The organism is Parafilimonas sp., from assembly GCF_051953455.1.
In the GTDB taxonomy this organism is placed as follows: domain Bacteria; phylum Bacteroidota; class Bacteroidia; order Chitinophagales; family Chitinophagaceae; genus Parafilimonas.
Genome location: NZ_JBQCIT010000008.1, coordinates 102,749 through 125,576, shown reverse-complemented (window position 1 = coordinate 125,576; position 22,828 = coordinate 102,749). Strand labels below are relative to the sequence as shown.

Sequence of the window (22,828 nt, the reverse complement as noted above, 5' to 3'; positions counted from 1 at the left end):
TTCAGTATTCACTCACAGTTGAGAACACACCACTCACCAGAAAGTAGTTTAAAAGCTCGCGCTCAATAGTTTCCATGTTTAAAATATCAACCCATTAAATTCGCGTAAAATTCATAGCTTGATTAAATCTATTATTCCGTTTTATATTATTTGTGTTGGCTTATATATTTTATTCAGCCGCAAACCCGATTTCCAGGATGGCGAAATAACAACAGGCAGCATTCATTACATAACCGACAGTACTAATAAATCAGTTCCAAAAGCTGTTTTCAGCATTGGCAAAGATGAATACGCGGTTAATGCCGGTTATGTTTTTCGCAATTTAAAAGAAGGCCAAACGGTGCAGGTAATTTATGAAACTTCCGATCCTTCCAAAGCAGCCCTGTATAGCTGGTGGGGCTACTGGCTGCAATGGGATGAATTGCTTGGTTCTATATTAATCCCCGTTGTTTTTTTATTTATAGCCAAAGAAATTACAGCACGCCCAACCCCCGAAGCGTTGTTAGAAGAAATGGACATGCGTAAGCCGCGGAAAAGAAAGAATGATGATGATATTTGAGCGTGGATTTGAAAAAATGTAAGATTGCTGAGATTAAACATTTAAAGTGTTCAATTGCGAAACCGTTACAAAAAGAATATGAATACTTCTTCATGTAACAAACTTTATAACTGGCACTCATCATTCCACCACTTTCACCCATCTGCCTTTTTCGCCGCCGCTTATCGTATGATCATACATAGCTTCGCAATAAATGCCCGGCCAGTAATATTTACCAAGATAGGCCGCATTTAACTGCACATAATACACCTTTGTTTCGTAAGGTTTCAGATCGAAATAATAATAAACACGGTCGTCGCGGATATCCATATAATCGCTGGGTGATGATTGAAAACTTCCTTCGCTGTTATACAATCTTGTATTTAATATTTCCCAGCCGCCCGGAAAAATTTCGCTTAACGCAAGATTACTGTAAGCATCTCTTTTGCCCGGATTCGTAACCACAACCTTCGCAACAAAATCAGTTCCCTGCTTTACAGAATCAATATTAACGGCAGTATTGTTCATGCTTACAAAACTTACATTCACTTTTAAGATATCCGGGTTATTGGTCACTGAAATATTTTCACCGTTGATTGGTTTTCCTTCATTAATAATTCTTACAAACAAAACATTACTGCCTTTGTTTTGCAATTGGATATTGGCTTTTCCACGCTGCCATTGCAATGCATTTTGTGCAATAACAGATGATGAATTGATATTGATATTTTGATTGCCTGATTTACCGTTTGCTATTATTTTTTGTCCTGATGTGTTACTGCCCGCAAATCCGGCAATAGCAATTAAGCTGTAAGCGGTTGTTTGCGTGCTGTACCAGTTATCCTGCGATAATTTTGAAGCAACTGTTTTCACCAATTGATTAGCTTCTGCATTGCGTTTCATCAATACGAGTGTTTCCAGCACCATGGCCTGGTCGCGCAAATCGCTGCCATACGTATAACCGGGATTTTTTCTTTCAGGGAATGAAGTAGGTAAACCGCTTATTAATTGCAATGCCACCTTTGTTTGCCCCACTAACTGGTAAGCGGCTGCTAATCTCCACTTCCCTTCAGGCGTTAAGAATTTCCATTCTTTTAAACGGTTCATGGCGCCAAGTTCGGGCGAGCCTGCTAATGCTAATAAGTATAAACGATATGATTGCATCAGATCAGTTCCATACCATGGCGCCGATGTTACATTCCAGGCAAGCGCTTTGCTGCGTTCATATTGCTTCCATTGCTGCAGCATGCTTTGCGAAATATTATAGCCTTTCGATTGTGCAATCAATAAAAAATGGCCTGCATAATTACTGCCCCATTCATCGCTGCTGCTGCCGTTTGGCCAGTAACTAAATCCTCCATCACTCTGCTGAAAATTATTATAACGCTGCAGAACCAATTTTATATTCCGGTCAACTTCTGCTTTTTGTTTATCGCTCAAATCCATTAACTGGTTTAATACCAGTTGAGGAAACACAGCCGAGGTTGTTTGTTCGATGCAGCCATGCGGATACGTGATTAAATAGGTTAACCTTTTTTGCAAATCCATTGCAGGAATGCTTGATATTTCCAGCGTGGCTTTACTGCTTTGTGCATCGCCAATCATTGCCACAGTTGAATTCCAGTTTTGTCCCGGCTGTAATGTTGTTTCCGTAACCTGTGTTGTATAAGGGTTAGGATTTCTTACATCAATCTCTGTTTGATAAACCGCCTGTTCGCCACTGCTTGCTGCAACAATTTTAATATCGCCAATGCCTGTTGTATTATTCACCTTCGCAGTAAAATAAGTTTGCTGCTCTCCCGGCTTATCAAAGCTAATGGTTTGATTACCGGTTGCCGTTATGTACGGGTTTGACTGGATGCTTAATGAAACGTTTTTAATATTGCTATTGGTTGCAAAAACCGTAACAGGAATTTTCACTTCTTCGCCGGGGCCAAGAACCCTTGGCAGCGTTGGCAATATCATCAATGGTTTCTTTACAGTAACATCTTTATCAGCATAACCATAGGCATCATCGCCCGCCGCAATTACCATGGCACGCACACTGCCCATATAAGCCGGCAAAATAAAACTGTGCGTTTTGCTTCCGCTTTTTAAGGTGAATGGCCCCATAAATTCAACAACAGGTTTAAAGCGGTTGGCACGTCTTGTATTGCTGGCAATTTCTGCTTCCACATCCCCGCCAATGGTAAGTATGCGCTGAATTTGCGAGCCAAAAGCACCAATCACATCATCATATAAATCCCAGCTTTTCACGCCCAATGCTTCACGCGCATAAAACGCATCATGCGGATTGGGTGTTTTAAAATGGGTGAGATCAAGCAAACCGTTATCCACCAATGCAATTATATAGGTCATCTTTTTATTGGATATTTCAGAAACGGTGATGGTATTCTTTACCTCAGGACGAATAACATCAGCCATTTTAATAACAGGCTTTAAAACCGTATTCTTATCATCAATCATAACGGGCAGAACGCCATACATTCTTATCGGCAGATCGTTTACCGTTTGTGCATGCGGCTGAATCAGGCTCACATTCACATATACATTCGGGCTGTATGCTGCTTCCGCTTTAAAAGAAAATTTTGTTTGCCCCTGTTCTGTATTCACCCAATATGTTTTCAGCACTTTGCTGCCGCTTTCAATGCTTATCAATGCACGGCCGCCTTTGCCGGAAGGAATAGTTAAGTTCACATCATCGCCCACATTATATTTTTCTTTATCTGAAGTGAAAGAAAGCATAGCCGCCGCAGAAGGATCGCTGCCGCCGGCGCGGGTTTGCCAGCTATAATCATCCACAAAAAATGTGCTGCCGGTTATATGGCCGCTGCGCATATCTTTTATTAAAATCAGGTACCTTCCCCAATTATCTTCATCCATTTTTATATTGTAAAAACCTTTGCCGTTCGTTAGCTGTACTGTATCTTTTTTTATAAACTTATTATATTCATTTTGTGTAAAATTGGAGAGGTCATCATTTTCATCCCACCACCAGCGCCATTGAATTTTATACAATTGAACCTGTACAGATGAACTGCCCTGTAAAAATTTTCCTTTTGTATCAACATCAACAATATTGAAACGATGGCTTTGGCCCGATTGCAAGAAGCCCCAGGTTTTATCACCTTCAGGCACCTGCACGCCAACATAAGATGAATATGGATTGAAAGGCATGGAGAAATTATCGATGCTGAAACTGCCTCCGGGCTCAAATACTTTAACAACGAGATTCGTCAATAATTGTCCCGGCGCATCTTCGCCTGCTGCAAATGTTGGATTAACAGCCGCTGTTCCGTCAGCACTTAATGTGCCATCATAAATAGTTTTGGATTGTGATGTAAAATTTGATGTTGGATTATCAAATACATAACTATCCAGCTTTGGAAATTTTGTTTTCTTTTTATACAACTGCGCATCAACCCTTGCTTTTAAATTTTGCGCCGTTGCTCCAAACAACCATTTTGCAGTAAGTGTTCCGTTAACAGTAGTATTTTTTCCAAGCGCATCAACATTACCAAAATCAAGATTTATTTTTAAACGGTTTGGCATCACCGCTTCAATCTTCAGCTTTTTTTCAAATGCAGCGCCGCCGGCTTTTACACGGCATATCCAGTTGCCCGTTGGCGCATCGGCATCGGTTGCCGTTCTGAAAACATTGAACCCATCAGCAGCATTGGTTTGCACAATGCGTTTGTATAACTGACCCCGCGGCGAAATCATCTCCATCTCCAAAGGATAATCATCCGGCAGGGGATTATTTTTATCATTGATGATACAACTCAAAAACAAACTATCGCCAGGCCGCCAAACACCGCGTTCACCAAAGATGTAACCTTTAATTCCATTCTTCACTTCATCACCGCCAACATCAAAACGGCTTAACGGCAAACTACTGCCATCATCTAATTTTAAATATCCTGACTGGCTGCCTTGTTTGGCAATCAATAAAAAGGGTTTACGTTTTAATTCAATCATTGCAAGCCCATCACCATCGCTGGTTGCTTTTGCAATTATTTGTTGCTGGTAATCGAGCACCTGCAGTTCAACATTTTTCATAGGTTCTGTTGAGATGAGATCATTCACTGCAACAAACAAACTTTTATTGGTTGAATACTTTGCCGTTAAACCAATATTACTTGCTAAAATATTCCTTGTTGCAAATTTTTCTTTGCTGTAATAAGAACTGAAGCAGGGGTTATTTCTTTGGCGCCAGTTATAACCATAAGGATAATAATTATCGTAACGGTTCCAGAAATCTTCATTATCATCCAGCGCGTATTCATTGCTTGCATTATAATAGCCCCATTCATCACCTTCATCTTTATGCAGGCTGTCGCAGGTATATAAAGCGTAACCGGGGCGAAAGCCAATTGTAACGCGGTAGATAGCGCCGGGCTCTGCGCGAATGAATTTATCAAGATCAAGGGAAAACGCATTTTTATGATGAAGGTTGAGTGATTTATCATCATCCAGTCTTACGGTTGCTTCTTTTATTGGATTACCAACGCGGCGCAAGTCCTGTTCACCATTCATATCGTTTACCTGAAGAAACTGGGCAATATTGTTTTCATAAACTTTGATAATGGAAACATCAACGGCTTTTAAATTAATGGCTTCAAAGGGCAGCACCAGTTTACCGGTGCTGTTGGGCAAAATATTCCCCTTTCCTTTAATAGTTACATGCGGCAGGCGGTTTTCAAAAAATACATTGGATGAATAATTTTTCTGCAATTTATCGCCGCTAATATTTTCAATGCCCGGCAAAACGTTTATAGTATGATCACCATCCAGGTCATCGTTGGCATATACTTTTACTTCGCTGCCTGAAATGGTGAAAGCCGGGTTTTCAACATTGCTGATTGTTATCAAACCATTCAAATCCTGGCCGGCAGAAATGGGGTCGCTAAACTGTGCCAATGCGTATTGTTCATCTTCCTGCGAAGCACGCACATCGAGTAATTTAAAGTCGCCCAATGCAGGCACTTCAATTTCCTTTTCGCCCTGTTGCTTACTGTTAATGGCTTCGCCTTTCCATTGCAGCAATAGGTTTTGTGCATTGTTTGTACGTGGAATATTACTGAGCGTAAACTGGTGTTCCTTTACAGATTCATTATGCTGCCAGGTAACAGGTATTGCTTTACCTGCAATGGAAGCCGTTAATAATTTTTCAATATTGGCAGAAGTTTCCACATCCGCCGTTAAAATTTTCCCCGATAAATTCATCGAAGTTTTATTGTTACTGCGAAGCCCATATTCATTTACTTCAAATGATGGCTTTACCACCTGCACATTAAATTTAAAATCATCAAACTTTGAAGGTGCTTTGATTACATTACCCAGTTTAAAATTCACTTCATATAACTGATCGGGCGTAAGGTCATTGCCGGGTTTAAATTCTATGGTGCGGGCATCAATCCAGTAAGCTTTACCATCAACCGAGGGAGAAAAAGAAAAAAGATTTTCTTTTACCTCTTCATTCAAAGTATGTGTTGTTGATACATCAGCAGCCAGTTGTATCCTGACTGTATTTTTCTTTGAAATAACACCAGAAGTATAAGCATCAATATACTGGCTAAATGCGGGATCAACGTCTATAAGTTTTGGTGTGGTTTTGCAGGCAGAAAGAATAACGGTTATCCATAAAACTATATAACCAATATTTGGTGCTGAAATTGCTTTATTCATACTGCAGGTTTAAGAAATGTATTTATTCTAATGATCGTTATACTCCATCTAAATTAAAAGAAGCGGTGTAATTACAAAAAGAAAATGTTTGTTAACTGTTCCAGAAATGCCGGCAACTGATAACTGATGTATAATTCTGTAAATCAGCTTCGCCGTTGAAATACTGATAATGCCGCATCTCCATAAGCCTTTCTACCTTTCTGCCTAAAAATCTATCTTTCAAAAAACTATAAAATGAGAACAATTATTTCAGTTTTGTTGCTGTTAGTAATGCCGGCTATAAGCTTTGCCCAGAAAACTGTAAATGCAGCATCGGTAATTGAAAGTATCAACAATAATCAGCCTGTATTAATAAAAGATGCAGAAATTACAGGCACGCTTGATTTTACAAACCTTAATAATAAGAAGCTTGAAAGAACCAATTCAAACGATAAAACATATATCAGCACAATTAATGTCCCGGTTACTTTCAGCAACTGTAAATTCACGGGCAAAGTGATAGGTTATTATAATCCTGATAATGGTAAATCTTTTATAAACAACAGCACTGTATATAATGCCAACTTTAATGCAGGCGTAAATTTTGAGAACTGCAGTTTCCAGGATGATGTTTCTTTTAAATATTCTGTATTCAATAACAAAACATCTTTTGCGGGCAGCCGCTTTAATGAAGAAGCGGAATTTAAATATACCAGCTTTAAAAACGGGCCTGTTTTTAAATCCGTAATATTTAAGGAAGAGGCTATTTTTAAATATGTTGATTTTCCGGCAAATTTTGATTTCAGCAATACTGTGTTTGAAGGCGATGCAGATTTTAAGTACGCACAGTTTAAACATGCAGGCAGTTTTGCCGGTGCATCATTTAAAGACGATGCAAATTTTAAATATGCGGCATTTGTGAGTGCTGTTAATTTAAAAGGCGCAAGTTTTTCGGGCTCAAACGATTTTAAATATACAACGCTTGACAACCATCAAACAAACATGCATGAGCTTGTAAACAAGTAATCTTTACCAGCATATTTATAAAATAAAAGGGTAAGCTTTTGCTTACCCTTTTATTCAATAATAATATAACCTTAATTATTTCCTGCTTTAGACTGCTGCTCTTTAATGGAAGCTTCATCGCCTACCATTACAATCGCCATTTTATCTGTTGGCAGATATTTCTTTGTCAGCTCACTAACCTGTTGTGGCGTAACCGCATAAATATTTTTAACGCGGTTGGTTAAATAGTTGTCATCCAATCCATATAAATCAAGAAAATTCAATTGGCTTATAATGCCGGTTGGCGTGGAATTTTGCAACACAAATATGCCGGCGGTATAACGCTGAATGCCGCCAAGCTCGTCGGCAGAAGGGGCTTCCGTTTGCAGGCGAACAACTTCCTTTTTTATTTCATCAATAGCATCAATAGTATGTTCGCTGGTTATATCTGCCGCCTCATACCAAACTGCACCGGAAGGATGAGATGATACGGAGCTGGACGGTGAATAAGTATAGCCTTTATTCTCCCTGATATTACTTGTAATTCTTGAAGCAAATGAACCGCCAAGCAAAGAATTCATTATCGTCAATGGCAGGTAATCGGGATTTTTTGGATTGATTACCGGCAAACCGATAATCACCGTTGTTTGAGGTGCACCCTTACGGTCGATAATAATGCTTGAATTGGCTGATGTATTCGGTGTTATTGAAGGATAAGCAGCTCCAGGACCGGCCTTCCATTTGCTGAAGCTTGCCGATGCAGCTTTTGTTGTAGCGGCTTCATCAAATTTTCCGGCAACGTATAACACAGAGCGTTTTGCGCCGAGGTTATCGTTATAAAATTTTTTAACGTCATCAATGGTATAACTGTCCAGCATAGCTTCTGTTGGATACAATATTCCATAAGGCGTATCGCCCCACATTACATTAAAGAATTTTTCCTGCGCAATAGACTGCGGCACACTTTTATTTAATGCTAGCTGGCGTTTTAAATCGGCTTTTAAACGATCCATTTCACTTGCAGGCAGCAAGGGATTAATAGCAACATCAGCAACCAGCTTTACCAGGTCGGGTGCATACTCAGACAAGGCAGAGCCATAAATCGTGAACTGATCAGAGCCAACACTCACACCAACCTGGCCACCCATACCGGCAGCTTTTTTAGCAAGTGCTGTAGCGCTAAGCGATGTTGTGCCTTCATTCATTAACTTTCCCAATAAATCTGAAAGCCAAACCTGGTTGGCAGCTTCCTGCACATTGCCCGTTTTAATAATAAGGCTTACATATACTTTTGGCAAAGAGCCGTATTCAACCATTGTAGTGCGCATGCCGTTAGGTAATGTATTTTGTTTTTTAGATGGCAATACAAAATCTTTTGGCGTTCCTCCTTCCGGCGGTGTTTGCTTTTGCGCTTTTGCTGTAAATGCAACGCTGCATAAAAGCGTTGCGGATAACATATATAATGCAATTTTTTTCATCTCTTATTTTTTTAAGCTAATGATGGCTTCATGTTTATTTACCGGCTTTCGGATCAACAATTAAAATAGTCCTGTTGGTTGAACGCAGGTATTCCTGTGCGGTTTTCTTTATTAATTCAGGCGTAACCTTTTTAAATTCTTCTTCCAGCGAATTGATGCGGTTTGGATTATCATCAAACAATGCAAACGATGCCAGCAGGTCAACTTTTCCAATACCAAACTGCCCGCCCAAAGCATCATATAAATCAGAACGCATTTTAACCAATGCAAGGTTGAGGTCGGCCTGCGTAACTTTTGAAACATCATTAACCGCCTTATCAAACTGCGCAACAATTGAATCCGCATTCACTGTTGAATCATAAATACAATCAGCCATCCAAACCATCGGGCCGTTATAGTTATACATGTTTCCGAGATAATTTATCCCGCCGCTTATGCTTGAAGTATAACCTTTGTCCTGCACAAGGTATTGATACAGCTTACTGTCTTTGCCCTGTAATAATATTTGATCAATCAATCCCATTGCATAATATTCCGGCGTATTTCTATCGGGCATTTTATAAGCAACCGCAATAGCGGGCTTATTGGCAAGCTTGTCTTCCTTTACAAATCGTTGTTCCTGTTCCTGCTTTGGTTCGGTAATATCAGGTTTGGGGGGTAATGTGGCTGATGGTATAGCCGCAAAATACTGGTCTATCCATTTCTTTGCTTCAGCAGGTTCAAAATCGCCCACCACAACTATTACAGCATTGTTGGGTGCATAATATGTTTTAAAAAAGCTTTGAACATCATCAAGGTTAGCCGAATCAAGGTCTTTCAGATCGCCATAGAAATTATGTGCGTTATACCAGTTCTTATTCGCATACTGCGGCATATCTAACCACGGAAAACCGCCGTACGGCTGGTTAAGCACATTTACCTTCACTTCATTCTTTACAACACCCTGCTGATTGGTTAAGTTATCCTGTGTAATAGCAAGGCCTTTCATGCGGTCGGCTTCTGCCCATAAACCGGTTTCAAGTTTATGCGCAGGCAGCACTTCAAAATAATTGGTAAAATCAAAACGGGTGGAGCCGTTTAATATGCCGCCGTTTTGCTGCACCAGTTTTATAAATTCCATCTTGCCAAGGTTCTGTGAACCCTGGAACATCATGTGCTCAAACAAATGCGCAAAACCGGTTCGGTCTTTTGGTTCTATGCGAAAACCAATGTTGTAATAAACGCCTATGTCAACAATTGGCGCTGTTTTATCCGGCGATAAAACAACCTTTAAACCGTTTTTAAGTTTATAATATTCAACCGGCACTTTTAACTGTTGCGCCATTAACCGGGTACACCATGCTGATAGCAACAGCACTATCAGCAAAGGTTTGAAATAGTAATCTTTTTTCATGAAATGAATTTTACAAAGCGCCCAATATAAGCGTTTATACGAATCCGGAAAGCAAATATGGATATTCGGTAAAAGTTTTTGATGTGCAGCAGTGGCTGATAACTTTATCTTTATGGCATGACAAGTTTATCGCAAATATTTGAACATAAAATTGTGGCCATTTTACGCGGCATGCCACCGGCAGAAATAACAAACATTGCAAACGCCTTATATAATGGTGGTATCCGCCTGCTGGAAATTACTTTAAATTCAGAAAATACTTTGCCTGCCATTGAACAGTTAAACCATGAATTCAAAAACAAAATGCTTATTGGCGCAGGCACTGTAATTGATGAAAAGGATGCGAACAATGCTATTGCGGCAGGCGCTGCATTTCTTATTTCGCCATCACTTGATACGCAGGTAATTAAAGCAGCAAAAGATGCAGGCATCGTAAGCATTCCCGGTGCATTTACTCCCACAGAAATTGTGGCTGCACATAAAAACGGTGCAGATATCATTAAAATATTTCCCTGTCTTAATGCAGATTATGTGAAGAATATTTTAGCGCCGCTCAATTTTATAAAGGTTATGCCAACCGGCGGCATTGATGCATCAAACATTCAAACGTTTGCTAAAACCGGCGCGGTGGCTTTTGGTATAGGAAGCGCTTTGGTGAGCAGTAAAGCCACGGTTAATAAAGCATATCTTGAAACGATAATGGCAAAAGCAAAACAACTGGTTGCAGCATTGCAGGCTTAAATGTGCTGTTATGCTTTGCATAACATGATTGTTTATTTGGTTACCGGCAGTTGTATTTTCATTTAGCTGCCGTTGCGTCGCAACACTTGTACAGTTAAAACATTATTCAGCAATAAATCAGGTTCAAATAAATATGCAAATTTTCTTAAGCTGCGATTGGGGAACAAGTTCATTCCGGCTGCGTTTAATTGATGCAGCAACAAAAACAGTATTGGCTGAAACGCTTACGCAGCAAGGCATTTCAGCGACTTACGATGCATGGAAAGCGCAACAAAGAACCGACAGACTTTCGTTTTACAGCAACTATATAAATGAGCAAATTCAACAGCTCGCTCAACAAGCAGGCAAATCTTTAAGCAATATACCTTTAATAATTGCAGGCATGGCATCTTCTGCTATCGGCATGAAAGAATTGCCTTATAAAAAGATTCCGTTCGTTATTCATCCGCAAAATTTATTAACTGATATTATTGCAGGCTCACCATCTTTTCCGCATAAAACAATACTGGTTTCAGGCGCCTGCTCTTCAGCAGATGTAATGCGCGGCGAAGAAACAATCCTTGCAGGCTGCTCCATAAATTCATCATTCAATAAACAATTATTTATATTACCAGGCACACACTCCAAACATATACTGGTAGAAAATAAAATGCTGGCGGAAATTAAAACCTATATGACCGGCGAGTTGTTTCAACTGCTTTCCACAAAAAGTATTTTATCAAATTCGGTTGAACAGGAAAATACAAATACAAAGGCCAATGATATTTTTTTAAAGGGCGTTAGCGATGCAACTGCATCATCTTTCTTAAATAATATTTTTCATGTCCGCATCAATACTTTGTTCAATACAATGGACAAAAAAGAAAACTATTATTATTTAAGCGGCTTGCTTATAGGCGAGGAATTAAAACAGGTTTTAAACGAAAATGTGGAATTAGTAACCATTGTTTCATCGGGAAATTTATTACAGTTATACCATGCAGCCCTATCAGCATTAAATAAAAATTTCACGCTATTAACGGAAGATGCTGACAAGGCATTAATAAATGCGCAAACGGTTTTATTTAATCACTATCAATAAATTTAAAGTTGAAATTGCTATTATGAAAAGATTTATACCTGCATTGCTGCTGTATATTTTAATTAACGCATGCAGCGAAAACACACGTCAGTCATCTGCCCAAAATCCGGATATGGCAATTGGAAAAATAGAAATTTACGATGCGGCTGCCCTGCAGGCAATTGACAGCAATGCGGCCATTGAAATAATTGCCAAAGGTTATACCTGGAGCGAAGGCCCTGTTTGGGTTCCGGCTAAACAAATGCTGCTGTTTTCCGATGTGATTGAGAATAAAATTTATCAATGGAAAGAAGGCGATACGGCAACATTATATTTAACACCTTCTGGTTATACGGGTTCTGTAAAACGCATTGGCGGAGAAGATGGTTCAAATGGTTTAACCCTGGATAAAAATGGCAATTTATTATTATGCCAGTCGGGCAACCGGCAGGTTGTGAAATTGAATTCAGGCTTAGATGCGCCGCAGCCTGCATTTACCGTGCTTGCAGCCGGCTATAACGGCAAAAAATTCAACAGCCCGAATGATCTTGTTACAGACAGCCATAACAATATTTATTTTACCGACCCGGTTTATGGTTTGCCACAACGTGATAATGACTCAACAAGAGAATTAAATTTTGAAGGCGTTTACAAAATTATGGCTGATGGCAAATTATCTTTATTAATTGATACCATTAAAAAACCAAACGGCATTGCATTATCCAACGATGAGAAAACTTTATACGTTGCCAGCAGTGATGATGAACACCCGCGATGGTACGCATACGATCTTGATGAAAATGGAGACATTAAAAACGGCCGTATTTTACTGGATGCGACTGTAATGAAAGCAAAGGCAACCGTAAAACAAGGCTCAGATGGTTTCAAAATAGATAAATATGGAAATATTTTCAGTGCGGGGCCGGATGGCATTAATATTATTTCCCCCCGAGGGAAATTGATTGGTTTAATTAAAGTATATAGCAGGCAAACATCCAATTGCGCTTTCAATGAAACAAAGGATATTTTATTTGTAACCGCTGACGATGTGGTAATGAAAATAAAATTGCACGATTAAAAGCGTTCGAACCTAGAGCGAAAAAATTTGATTCCTGGACTTGGCAGATTATATAGCTGCGAATCCCGAAGCCAATAAGCCTTTACTTTTTATATCGGTTGCATATTTCCGCGTCTGTTAAACAGCATGCCAAAGCAGTCAAAAACTTTAATTTTTCTTGTGATAAAGGCGTAAATTTGCGGTCTCAAAAAATAAAATAGTTATGAGTACAGTTAAAGTTGCCATAAATGGATTTGGCAGAATTGGCCGTCTGGTTTATCGCCAGATTTACAATATGGATGGAATAGATGTAGTTGCAATCAACGATCTTACAAGCCCGAAAGTATTGGCTCATTTATTAAAATACGACAGTGCACAGGGTGGTTTTGGTAAAGAAGTGAAGGCGACCGACAATTCAATTATAGTGGAAGGTGATGAAATTAAAATATATGCACAAAAAGACCCTTCACAAATTCCCTGGGGCGATCATGATGTAGATGTAGTATTGGAATGCACCGGCTTTTTTGCTGATAAAACAAAAGCAGAAGCCCATTTGAAAGCAGGTGCAAAACGCGTTGTAATTTCTGCGCCTGCTACAGGCGATCTTAAAACAATTGTATTTAATGTTAACCACGATATTCTCGATGGTTCTGAAAAAATTATAAGCTGTGCATCCTGCACCACCAACTGCCTTGCGCCAATGGCAAAAGTGCTTGATGATACTTACGGCATTGTAATGGGCTTAATGACAACCATTCACGCTTATACAAATGACCAGAATACACAAGATGCTCCCCATGCTAAAGGCGATTTGAGAAGGGCAAGGGCTGCTGCACATAATATTGTTCCCAACAGCACCGGCGCTGCAAAAGCCATCGGCCTGGTTTTACCCAACTTAAAAGGCAAACTTGACGGAACTGCACAGCGTGTACCGGTTCTTACAGGATCAGTAACCGAGCTTACAACAATTCTTGGTAAAAAAGTTACCGTAGAAGAAGTTAACGCTGCCATGCAAGCTGCAGCCAATGAAAGTTATGGCTATACGGAAGATGAAATTGTAAGCAGCGATATTATTGGCATGCATTATGGTTCTTTGTTTGACGCAACACAAACAAAAGTGTTAACTATAGGCGATCAGCAGTTAGTAAAAACTGTAAGCTGGTATGATAATGAAATGAGTTATGTAAGCCAGTTAGTGCGCACCGTAAAATATTTTGCAGGATTAATTTCCAAATAACTGCAGAAACAAAATATAAAAAAGCCATCGTTTTTCTTCGGTGGCTTTTTTATGCAGTTAATACAAATTTTGTGTTGGGAGATTAATGTTATAAGAATATTTTTGCCGTCCATTTTCGGGATGTAGCGCAGCCCGGTAGCGCGCTTCGTTCGGGACGAAGAGGCCGCTGGTTCGAATCCAGTCATCCCGACGAACCATTTTATTAACTTTTAATTAAAGCCCGCAAAATCAATAAGTTGCGGGCTTTATATTTTTTACGATTTACCCCATTTTAGCCCATTTCTCATCATTTTAGTCATAGGTTTTATGAGTGAAACAATGAGAAATTTTTGCGCTTTTTGAACGCTATTTTTGAAGGGTGAACATCTTTTTGACACATTTCACATTGTTTTTCCAGGTAGTACTGAGGAGTAAGAAAACTTTTTAAACCTAAAAATTGTGTTGTATGAAGACTACCCAAACATTTTGCGTGCGTTTTATCGCCATCTGGAAAAAAGGTAATACTGAAGAAGCCTTTATTGTGGCAAGAATTACTATTTCCAAAAAAGTAATGGATATTTCTTTAAAGAAAACAATATCTGTTGCTTTATGGGATTCAAAAAGGGAATGTATTATTAGCAGAACACCCGAAGCCAAACAAATCAATAAGTTTATTGACGATACCCGTTACCGGTTGATGAAATGTTACCAGCAACTATTGTTGGAACATAAAGTTGTGTCCCCTGCCATTAGGGAACTTTATCGCGGCGAAACAAAAGTTGAAAACACCTTGCTCGGACTGATTAGCTCAGGCATATAAACCCTAAAGCAATAAGCGTTAATAATTGCCTGTCTTCGTATCAGAACAGTAGATGCAAAAAATACCTGCAGGGTTGGGTTGTAAAACGGTCAAAACAAACATTTAACCAAGAATGAAAACTTCAAATTATCAACAGAATTCAAAGTTATCGTTGCCGCAAAATTTTGCATGGCAAAATACCTGGTATTAATTGCTGTTCTTTTTTCTTTTACAGAAAGCTATGGCCAAACAAATACCATCATCTCAACACATTTGGATACGCTGCCGGACTCGGCCTGTTTAAAGAAAAACAAGACTTTTAAAATAACCGGCTATACTGCTGCTTATGCTGCCGGCACTTTTCTTTGCTATAAGTACCTGGACACCGACATCAGGAAGCTGGCACAATCCAACCAAAACAAAACGGTGACTTCGGTTGCAACAGCCTACCAGCGGCTCGGAACCGGTGCTTCCAATATCATAATCACTGCAGCAACGGGTATTACTTCAGTAATTATTAAAAATAAAAAACTCGAAAAGACAACTATATTACTTATTGGCGGGCATGTAATAAATGACCTGCTAACCAACCAGGCAAAAATCACCTTTCAAAGACATCGCCCGAATACCGGCGACCCTTATAATACATTTGACTGGCGTGGAAGCCCCAAAACAAATACATCGTTCTTTTCTGCACACACTTCTAACGCATTTGTAACCGCTACAGCTTTTGCAACTTGCTTTAAAGATACCAAATGGGTGCCGGTAGCTGCCTATTCCGCTGCTGGATTAGTTGGCCTGTGCAGGATATACAACAATGCCCATTGGGCATCGGATGTACTTGCTGGTGCAGCCTGCGGTTTCGCCAGTGTAAAGGCCATGAATGGAATATATAAGCTGGCATCAAAACATTTTTCTTTTATTCCTGAGGTTTATCATGGCCATTATAACATTACTGCTTTATACTGCCTGGAGTAACGGTTGAGTTACTCTTCAATATAAAATTATTGACTCCGCCACTGAAAAAGCCAATTTATTTGACGGGTACTTTATTTAGTCTGATCTTCTCTTTCAAAACCCTGGTTATAAAAAAATCTGCGAAAATACCAGACAGGCCTGCCATACCAAACTTTACTATTTTTTGTATTAAGATTTGAGATGTATTCATATCCTGGAGATAGATTCGGTAATTTATTTTGTTGCTTCCAATGTAAAAAAGGCTTTAGCAGAAAACCAAACCAGGTTGCTAATACAGCCATGCCAACCAGCCTTCGCCACGAGGTTTGTGTAGTGTTGATGCCTGCAGATGACTGTAATAAAGGCAATTCAGTATACCTGAAAACGGGGTTTAATAAAATCTGCGTTCCGTCCTTATAATTGGCGGTGATACGTGCATAAGGCTCACTTTTCCCAAGCGTAAATAACACCGTATTGGTGTTGCAGGCCCTATACAGCAAATGTCCGTTTTTGCCGGATACTGTTATTTCATTCGCAGCCATACTGAAACGGGCCTGTATAGAATTTCCCTTCAGCATGAACTGTTGCAATGAAGGCATCTTACTATCATCACCTTTTCTTTCGTTTCTCATCACATCTTTACCAACGGCTACTGCATAGCAATTACCTTTGCGTAAAGATTGCAGCACATTGCTTTCGCTTAACGCGGGCACATTTACCCACGTACATATTCTCCCAACCTTAGCGCTGTCAAAAATGTTATGACAATCATCATCACCTACTATAAATACTGGCCTGCCGGCAGATAATGCAGCATCCCATAAAGCAGAAGCATTACCAGAAGGATGAAGCACCTCCATGCATGAATAGCCTGTGAGATATTTGAAATCTGTCAGGCTGTAATTTCCTCTTAACAGTGGATGGTTAATAATCAGTAATCCATTGGGTGATGTGTTATGCAGGCAATAAATTATATGCTGCTTATTATTTAAGGTTTGCGGGAAGAAATAATCTTTCCAGCAAACAGTATTTGCACCAAGAACAAGCTGGTGACTTTTTAATATATTATAACCATGTTCATAACTGCTGATATAATTAGGCAGGTACTGATGCGTTGTATCAATACGTTGATAGTTGGAAATAGCATGAATGATATAGTGAAGATTATTGTATTTGTTATAAATGTCGTTGGATGATCCTTTGCCGTTTGTAATGCCATCCCAGCAATTATCGTGTGCATGAAAATTGCATTTTATCCACTTGTTTCCAATAGCACCAGCATAAGGATTGTAAATCGAATCACCGCTAAACGGCGTTATACTATTGAAAGTATATGCCGGGCAAAAAAGGTATTGATCAATGATCAAAAAAATAATAACCGAAAGCAAACCCAGCCATATAATTTTGAAAGCTTTCATCCTTAAAACATGTTACTGCCTCGTGACAGGTTTAACCATAATAAGGCAGTATTAAATCAATTACTTAAAATGTAGTATTACATCAATTCCGGTTATATTAAGGTGATTGCAGTACAGGTTTATGATAAGATGCTACTTTCAAAAAAAAGGTTGGGTGTCGTGTTAATTTTATTACACCTGTTGTTTATAGACAGTTTTAAATAAGTAAAACAGGAAAATAATAGCCGTACTAACGCAATGTCATATGGATATGTTCGGCAGAACCTCTTTGGCTTCTTCCAATGCAGGCGGCAGTTATGGCTGTAGATAGATGTGTTGTACAAATCTTTATAAGCTCATTGAATATCTTTCCCCTTATATATTATTCTTATAGAGGTTGGCAATACAATTAACAACAATGGCAAGGCAATAATGAAACCGCCAATGACGGCAATTGCCAATGGCTGATGCATTTGCGCACCTGTGCCAATACCCAATGCTATCGGCATTAATGCAATGATGGCGCCCAGCGCTGTCATCAGTTTGGGGCGAAGCCGCGTTGATACGGCATAAATAACAGCCTGATCAATATTTTTATTTTCAGCATAGCTTTCCCTGAACTGTAAAAAGGTAAATATGGCGTTTTCACCAATAATGCCAACAATCATAATCAACCCTGTATAGCTACCCACATTCAGTGGCGTGCCTGTACAGTACAAACCCATAAAGCTTCCGGCAATACCCAATACAGCAATTAACAAAATAGCCAGTGCAATGCGATAATCCCTAAACATAAACAGTATTACGCCAAACACCAGCAGGCTCGATGTGATAAGAATAATGAGCAGTTCGTGAAAAGATTGCTGCTGATTGGCGTAGGCGCCTCCAAATTCAATACTGTAGCCTTGTGGCAATGCCACCTGCTGTGAAACCTTCTGCTGTATTTCTTTAATGGCGCTTCCGAGATCGCGATTATCAAGCCTTGCTTCAACAACGCCCATGTTCTGCAAATCCTCCCTTTGTATTTCTGCCTGTCCTTGTAATAACTGAACATTTACCAGCGATGAAACAGGTTTTAGCTGGCCACCCGGTAAAAATATCTGGGTTTGTTTTAAATCATCAACCGTTCTTGTCCTGCTGCCGGGATACATAATGCGCACATTGGTTTGCTGGTTTTTATCATATACACTGCCTGCAATATTTCCTTCGAGTGCGGTTTGTAGCTGTGATTGCAAATCCTGTGCAGTAATGCCATACTGAGCAAGATTGATATAATCCGGAACGACGTTAATAGACGGGCCGGCTATGGTAATACCATCAAATACATCTGCCGTGCCCTGCACACTCTCAACTATAGAAGCTACCTGTTTAGAAAGCTGATGCAACCTGCTTTCATCATTGCCAAAAATTTTTATTTCTATTGGCTGAACAGATGTCATTAAATCGCCCAGCATATCACCAATCACCTGCCCAAAGTCCACACGCAAGGCCGGTTGGGTGCTTTCAATACGCTGGCGTATTTCTGCAGAAACTTCATCGGTACTTCTTGTTCTGTCCTTTTTTAACTGGATTAAATAATCGCCGGTATTGGGTTCTGTAATAAAAAAACCCATCTGCGTTCCTGTTCGCCTGGAATAAGCCTGCACTTCGGGTATTTTTACGATCTCTCTTTCTATGGCCCGGAGCATACGGTCTGTTTCTTCCAATGATGTGCCGGGTGGCGATGTATAATCCAATACAATGCTCCCTTCATCCATATCCGGCAAAAAGCCCGTTTGAAGATTGGGATAAATAAGAATGATTCCCACGATCAATACAGCAACAAATGCAAAACTGATATAGGAATGGTGTATAAAGAAGCCGACCCATTTTTGTCTGTGAACTGTATGCTCTCTAACACTATGCTGTTTGCGTGGTTTATGCCTCGAAAGCAAAAGATAGATAACAGGCAATGCCAGCCAGGTTACAAAGAATGAGCACACCAGCGTGATGAGCATGGTGTTTGTGAGTACGGTAAAATAAGCGCCTGCAACGCCGCTCATTAATTTAAAGGGAAGAAAGATGACGATGGTGCTCAATGAAGAACCAATCATGGCCGGCAATAGATATTTTATGGCTTTTTGTACCAATACCAGCGATGATTCCGCAGGGTACTCTTCATGTGTGCGGTGTATTTGTTCTACCACTACAATGGCATCATCTATAATTAAGCCAATGGCGGCGGCAATTGCACCGAGCGTCATAATATTTAAAGTTTGCCCCGTTGCATACAGCACTATCATCGTTAGCAGTAGCGTAACAGGAATTGTAAGCAGAATAACACTGCTTGCTTTAAACGAGCGCAAAAAAATGATGGCAACAACCATAGCAAATGCAAGCCCGATCCATAAACTATCGGTAACGCTTTTAACAGCATTGTTTACAAAATCAGCCTGTATATAATAGGGCTTTATTGTAACATCTTTTGGTAAAATCTTTTGCAGCGTTGCTACCTGCTGCTTCATCTGGTCCGACACATCAATCAGGTTTGCGTTCGGTTGTTTAATAACTGCAAGCAACAGGCTTTCCTGCCCGTTGGCATTGATCTTTACATATTCTTTTGCCTCCCCGATGGTTATATCAGCAATATCTTTTAACAATGTGATGCGCTTGTTGTTATTGCTGACAACAATGTTTTGCAGTTGATCAAGTGAGCTTACTGAAGCATCAGTAACCGTGAGGTACATCTGCCTGTAGTCATCCAGGTAGCCATTGCTTTGTATAATATTGTTCTGCCCGATGGCAGCGCTTACAGAAGCCGGGGTAATACCCAACGCATTCATCTTTTGCTGGTTAAGCGTAACATCATATTCCTTGGTTTTACCGCCTATTACACGCACTTCCGAAACACCTTGCACCCTTGATAAATAGGGTTTGACAGTGTACATAGCCAGCATCTTCATTTCGATGGGCGTGCGGCTATGGCTTTCCAGTGAGTAACCCATTACCGGCAGAATGGAAGGGTTCATCCGCTCCACCTTAATATTTACGCCGGGCGGCAATGTATTTGTGATTTCACTGATCTTAGATTGGATGCGTTGTTGTGCCAGGTCGACATCAGCATTCCAGTTTAAAAATGCCGACAATTCACAACTGCCACGGCTGGTTGTGCTGCGGATGGTTTGCAGACCAGGCACCTGCTTGATAACATTTTCGAGCTGGCGTGTAACGGTGATCATCATCTTATCTACAGGCTGCTGTCCTGCATCTGCAATGATCTTTATTTTGGGAAAGGTGATTTCAGGAAACAAAGCGGTTTGCATTTTTGAATAGGCAAACACGCCACCCAGTAAAATAATTACAATAATTACTGTAACCGGGTTTTTGTATGTAACGAAAAAATTTTTCATTATTAAACTCGTAACACCTTGTTATGCTAATGTTCAATATGTTCTACCTTAACCTTTGCAGTATCGCCTAACCCGTAATTTCCTGTAAGCACGATCTTATCGCTGTCATTTAAAACAGGTTCAATAATTTGTATAGCATTACTACTTTCAATCCCTTTCTTAATAATTGTTTTAACTGCTATGCTATCATTCATCAATTTCATTATATAGAATTCAGTTTGCTCTTCATTGCTCAGTACAGCAGGTTTCTCCAGCAACACGGCATTGTTTGCCTGTTGTTTTATAATATGCACTTTGGCAACAAGGTTTTCCGGAATAAGTTGATTGGCTTTTGTTTTAATAATATATCGTTGTGTTTGTGCTACTGAATCCACGTAAGGCAATACCGAATGCACATAGCCATCAAGCACGGTACTGTCTGCAAGGTGTAATTGCAGATGTTTATTCTGTTGTATAAAACGTTTCAGCTCATAAGGCAGGTCGAGTAAAAACACAAAGCTTGACTGATCTGTTATTTCTGCGAGTTGTTCATCATCCTGTACATAATTCCCTTTGGTATAGCTCAATTGCGAGACATAACCATTTATAGGTGATCTCACATTTATAACGCCTTCAAAATGCAGGGATGAATCCAGGCTGTTGATGGTATTGCCCAGGGCAACAGCTTCCTTTGTTTTAATAGTGAATAATGTTTGCCCTCTTGTTACATAATCACCAAGCTTTATGTTTGATGTTTGAAGATATCCTACTGCATTCGACTTTATGAAGGTCTTTAATAAAAATGCAGCAGTAGCATTCAGTTCCACAGTTTGATTAATGCCGCCATGCGTTGGATGCGTAACGGTAACCGGCGTTACAACGGCATCCGGCATTATATTCTCTTCATCGGCATTGCTACCTTGATTGTTGCAGGAAGAAATAATTCCTGTAACAATGATGAGCCATAAAAAGATTGTATACTTATTCATTATCTGTTCCAGTAGTTTATTTGCGTGATAATTTGAAATTGCTGTATAATATTTTGCGTGATGGTGTTTTGCGCATTTAAATAATTGCTGATGGCAATAATATAGTCTGCAATGCGTGCATCTCCTGTTATTAAAAGCTTGCGGTTGGCATCAATCAAAGCGCGGGCATATTTCACCTGGTCATTCGTTTCGCTGATTATCTGGCTGATTGTTTGTAACTGCTGTGAAAGCTGCGCTACCTGCTGCCGGTATTGGGCAGAAAAGAAATCGCGGTTGGCAGCCCGTGTTTGCTCGCGAATATTTAAACGCTGGTATTCTAATTTTTTTTGATGGCCATCATAAATAGGAACAATAAGGTTAATGCCAGCACCAAAGCCAAAATTTTTATAGAGCAAATAAGTTAGTGATGAAACATATCCCGCATCGGCAGTAACAGAAAGCTTTGGCTTATAAGCAAGACCAACCTGCTGTTCTTCATTCTTCAGTAATAGACTGTCGGTTGTAAACTTCTGATAAAAAACGGATGTATTGTACTCCGGTAATTGCTGCAGCGTTATATGCGGGGAGTCTAAAGGCGTAAAGATTGTGTCAACACGGCCACACAAATAATTCAGCATCGCATAGTCGTTTTGATACAATTGCTTTGCCTGCATAATGGCCAGGTGTTGTTGCCGCAGCGTAACCAGGAAAGTAAGATAGTCTGTTTGTTTATATATGCCGGATTGTGTGAGCCTTTTCAGAATGGAATCTTCTGTTGAAAGTAAGCTGTACATCTCGTTATTAAAATTATACTGCCGCCAGCTTCCATACGCGGCAATATAGGCAGCGGTAACTGTTCGCCGCAGGTCCTGCTCCGTTATTTTGCCGGCAATAGATAAAGAATCGTTCAATAGCAGGATACCATTGAACTGTATCTTTAAATTTTTCTTACCTGCGAATGTTTTGGTGGCGCTGATCTGTTCATTAAAGCTCCGGATATTGGTGATAATTTCATCGTACCCGTATCCGTGCATAACAGGAGTGTAGTAATTATTGCTGATGCCGTTTACCTGTGGTTTGTACTGAGCAAGAATTTGCAGGCTGTCAATTTTGTTGAGCAGCATAATATTGCCAATTTCTTTTAACAGGGGGCTGTTGCGTACAGCCTCATGTATAAAAAAGTC

15 protein-coding genes and 1 tRNA gene are annotated in these 22,828 nt (G+C 39.8%); 9 read left to right on the top strand and 7 right to left on the bottom strand.

Annotated features, from left to right (window positions below):
* Nucleotides 1-118: 118 nt before the first annotated feature.
* Nucleotides 119-559 (top strand): hypothetical protein, encoded by a 441-nt coding sequence (locus tag ACTHN6_RS02640; RefSeq protein ID WP_440434159.1) that lies wholly within the window; start codon nucleotides 119-121, stop codon nucleotides 557-559.
* Between the two features lie 120 nt (nucleotides 560-679).
* On the opposite strand, the gene ACTHN6_RS02635 is transcribed toward ACTHN6_RS02640, so the two are convergent.
* Complete coding sequence (locus ACTHN6_RS02635; protein WP_440434158.1) at nucleotides 680-6,226, bottom strand: alpha-2-macroglobulin family protein; 5,547 nt, start codon at nucleotides 6,224-6,226, stop codon at nucleotides 680-682.
* A gap of 234 nt (nucleotides 6,227-6,460) precedes the next feature.
* Here ACTHN6_RS02635 and ACTHN6_RS02630 point away from each other — a divergent pair, with 234 nt between their 5' ends.
* Complete coding sequence (locus ACTHN6_RS02630; protein WP_440434157.1) at nucleotides 6,461-7,231, top strand: pentapeptide repeat-containing protein; 771 nt, start codon at nucleotides 6,461-6,463, stop codon at nucleotides 7,229-7,231.
* A 71-nt stretch (nucleotides 7,232-7,302) separates the two neighbouring features.
* Here ACTHN6_RS02630 and ACTHN6_RS02625 read toward each other — a convergent pair whose 3' ends face one another.
* Both ACTHN6_RS02625 and ACTHN6_RS02620 read right to left on the bottom strand, forming a co-directional pair.
* A complete protein-coding gene (locus ACTHN6_RS02625) occupies nucleotides 7,303-8,688 on the bottom strand; it encodes a M16 family metallopeptidase (RefSeq protein WP_440434156.1) in 1,386 nt (461 codons plus the stop codon).
* Between the two features lie 34 nt (nucleotides 8,689-8,722).
* Entirely contained in the window at nucleotides 8,723-10,081 is a 1,359-nt protein-coding gene (locus ACTHN6_RS02620; RefSeq protein WP_440434155.1) for a M16 family metallopeptidase, read from the bottom strand.
* Between the two features lie 117 nt (nucleotides 10,082-10,198).
* On the opposite strand from ACTHN6_RS02620, the gene ACTHN6_RS02615 reads away from it, so the two are divergent.
* The 7 genes from ACTHN6_RS02615 (at nucleotide 10,199) to ACTHN6_RS02585 (ending at nucleotide 15,932) form a co-directional block, all read left to right on the top strand.
* Nucleotides 10,199-10,822: a bifunctional 4-hydroxy-2-oxoglutarate aldolase/2-dehydro-3-deoxy-phosphogluconate aldolase gene (locus ACTHN6_RS02615; protein WP_440434154.1), complete on the top strand. Its 624-nt coding sequence runs from the start codon at nucleotides 10,199-10,201 to the stop codon at nucleotides 10,820-10,822.
* A 133-nt stretch (nucleotides 10,823-10,955) separates the two neighbouring features.
* A complete protein-coding gene (locus ACTHN6_RS02610) occupies nucleotides 10,956-11,903 on the top strand; it encodes a 2-dehydro-3-deoxygalactonokinase (protein ID WP_440434153.1) in 948 nt (315 codons plus the stop codon).
* Between the two features lie 22 nt (nucleotides 11,904-11,925).
* Nucleotides 11,926-12,960: an SMP-30/gluconolactonase/LRE family protein gene (locus ACTHN6_RS02605; RefSeq protein WP_440434152.1), complete on the top strand. Its 1,035-nt coding sequence runs from the start codon at nucleotides 11,926-11,928 to the stop codon at nucleotides 12,958-12,960.
* A gap of 202 nt (nucleotides 12,961-13,162) precedes the next feature.
* Nucleotides 13,163-14,176, top strand: a complete 1,014-nt coding sequence (gap, locus tag ACTHN6_RS02600) for a type I glyceraldehyde-3-phosphate dehydrogenase (RefSeq protein ID WP_440434151.1) — start codon at nucleotides 13,163-13,165, stop codon at nucleotides 14,174-14,176.
* A 116-nt stretch (nucleotides 14,177-14,292) separates the two neighbouring features.
* Nucleotides 14,293-14,366 (top strand) — tRNA-Pro (locus tag ACTHN6_RS02595).
* A gap of 255 nt (nucleotides 14,367-14,621) precedes the next feature.
* Nucleotides 14,622-14,975, top strand: coding sequence for an Arm DNA-binding domain-containing protein (locus ACTHN6_RS02590; RefSeq protein ID WP_440434150.1), 354 nt, complete (start codon nucleotides 14,622-14,624; stop codon nucleotides 14,973-14,975).
* Between the two features lie 168 nt (nucleotides 14,976-15,143).
* The gene (locus ACTHN6_RS02585) at nucleotides 15,144-15,932 is read left to right on the top strand and encodes a phosphatase PAP2 family protein (protein ID WP_440434149.1); all 789 of its coding nucleotides are present in this window, start codon (nucleotides 15,144-15,146) and stop codon (nucleotides 15,930-15,932) included.
* Nucleotides 15,933-16,003: 71 nt separating this feature from the next.
* On the opposite strand, the gene ACTHN6_RS02580 is transcribed toward ACTHN6_RS02585, so the two are convergent.
* The 4 genes from ACTHN6_RS02580 to ACTHN6_RS02565 form a co-directional block, all read right to left on the bottom strand.
* Nucleotides 16,004-17,329: a hypothetical protein gene (locus ACTHN6_RS02580; RefSeq protein WP_440434148.1), complete on the bottom strand. Its 1,326-nt coding sequence runs from the start codon at nucleotides 17,327-17,329 to the stop codon at nucleotides 16,004-16,006.
* A 335-nt stretch (nucleotides 17,330-17,664) separates the two neighbouring features.
* Entirely contained in the window at nucleotides 17,665-20,697 is a 3,033-nt protein-coding gene (locus ACTHN6_RS02575; protein ID WP_440434147.1) for an efflux RND transporter permease subunit, read from the bottom strand.
* 26 nt (nucleotides 20,698-20,723) lie between these two features.
* Nucleotides 20,724-21,665, bottom strand: coding sequence for an efflux RND transporter periplasmic adaptor subunit (locus ACTHN6_RS02570; protein ID WP_440434146.1), 942 nt, complete (start codon nucleotides 21,663-21,665; stop codon nucleotides 20,724-20,726).
* On the bottom strand, nucleotides 21,665-22,768 hold the full coding sequence (locus tag ACTHN6_RS02565; RefSeq protein WP_440434145.1) for a TolC family protein: 1,104 nt from the start codon (nucleotides 22,766-22,768) through the stop codon (nucleotides 21,665-21,667). Before ACTHN6_RS02565 ends, ACTHN6_RS02570 begins: the two co-directional genes overlap by 1 nt.
* Nucleotides 22,769-22,828: the final 60 nt, after the last annotated feature.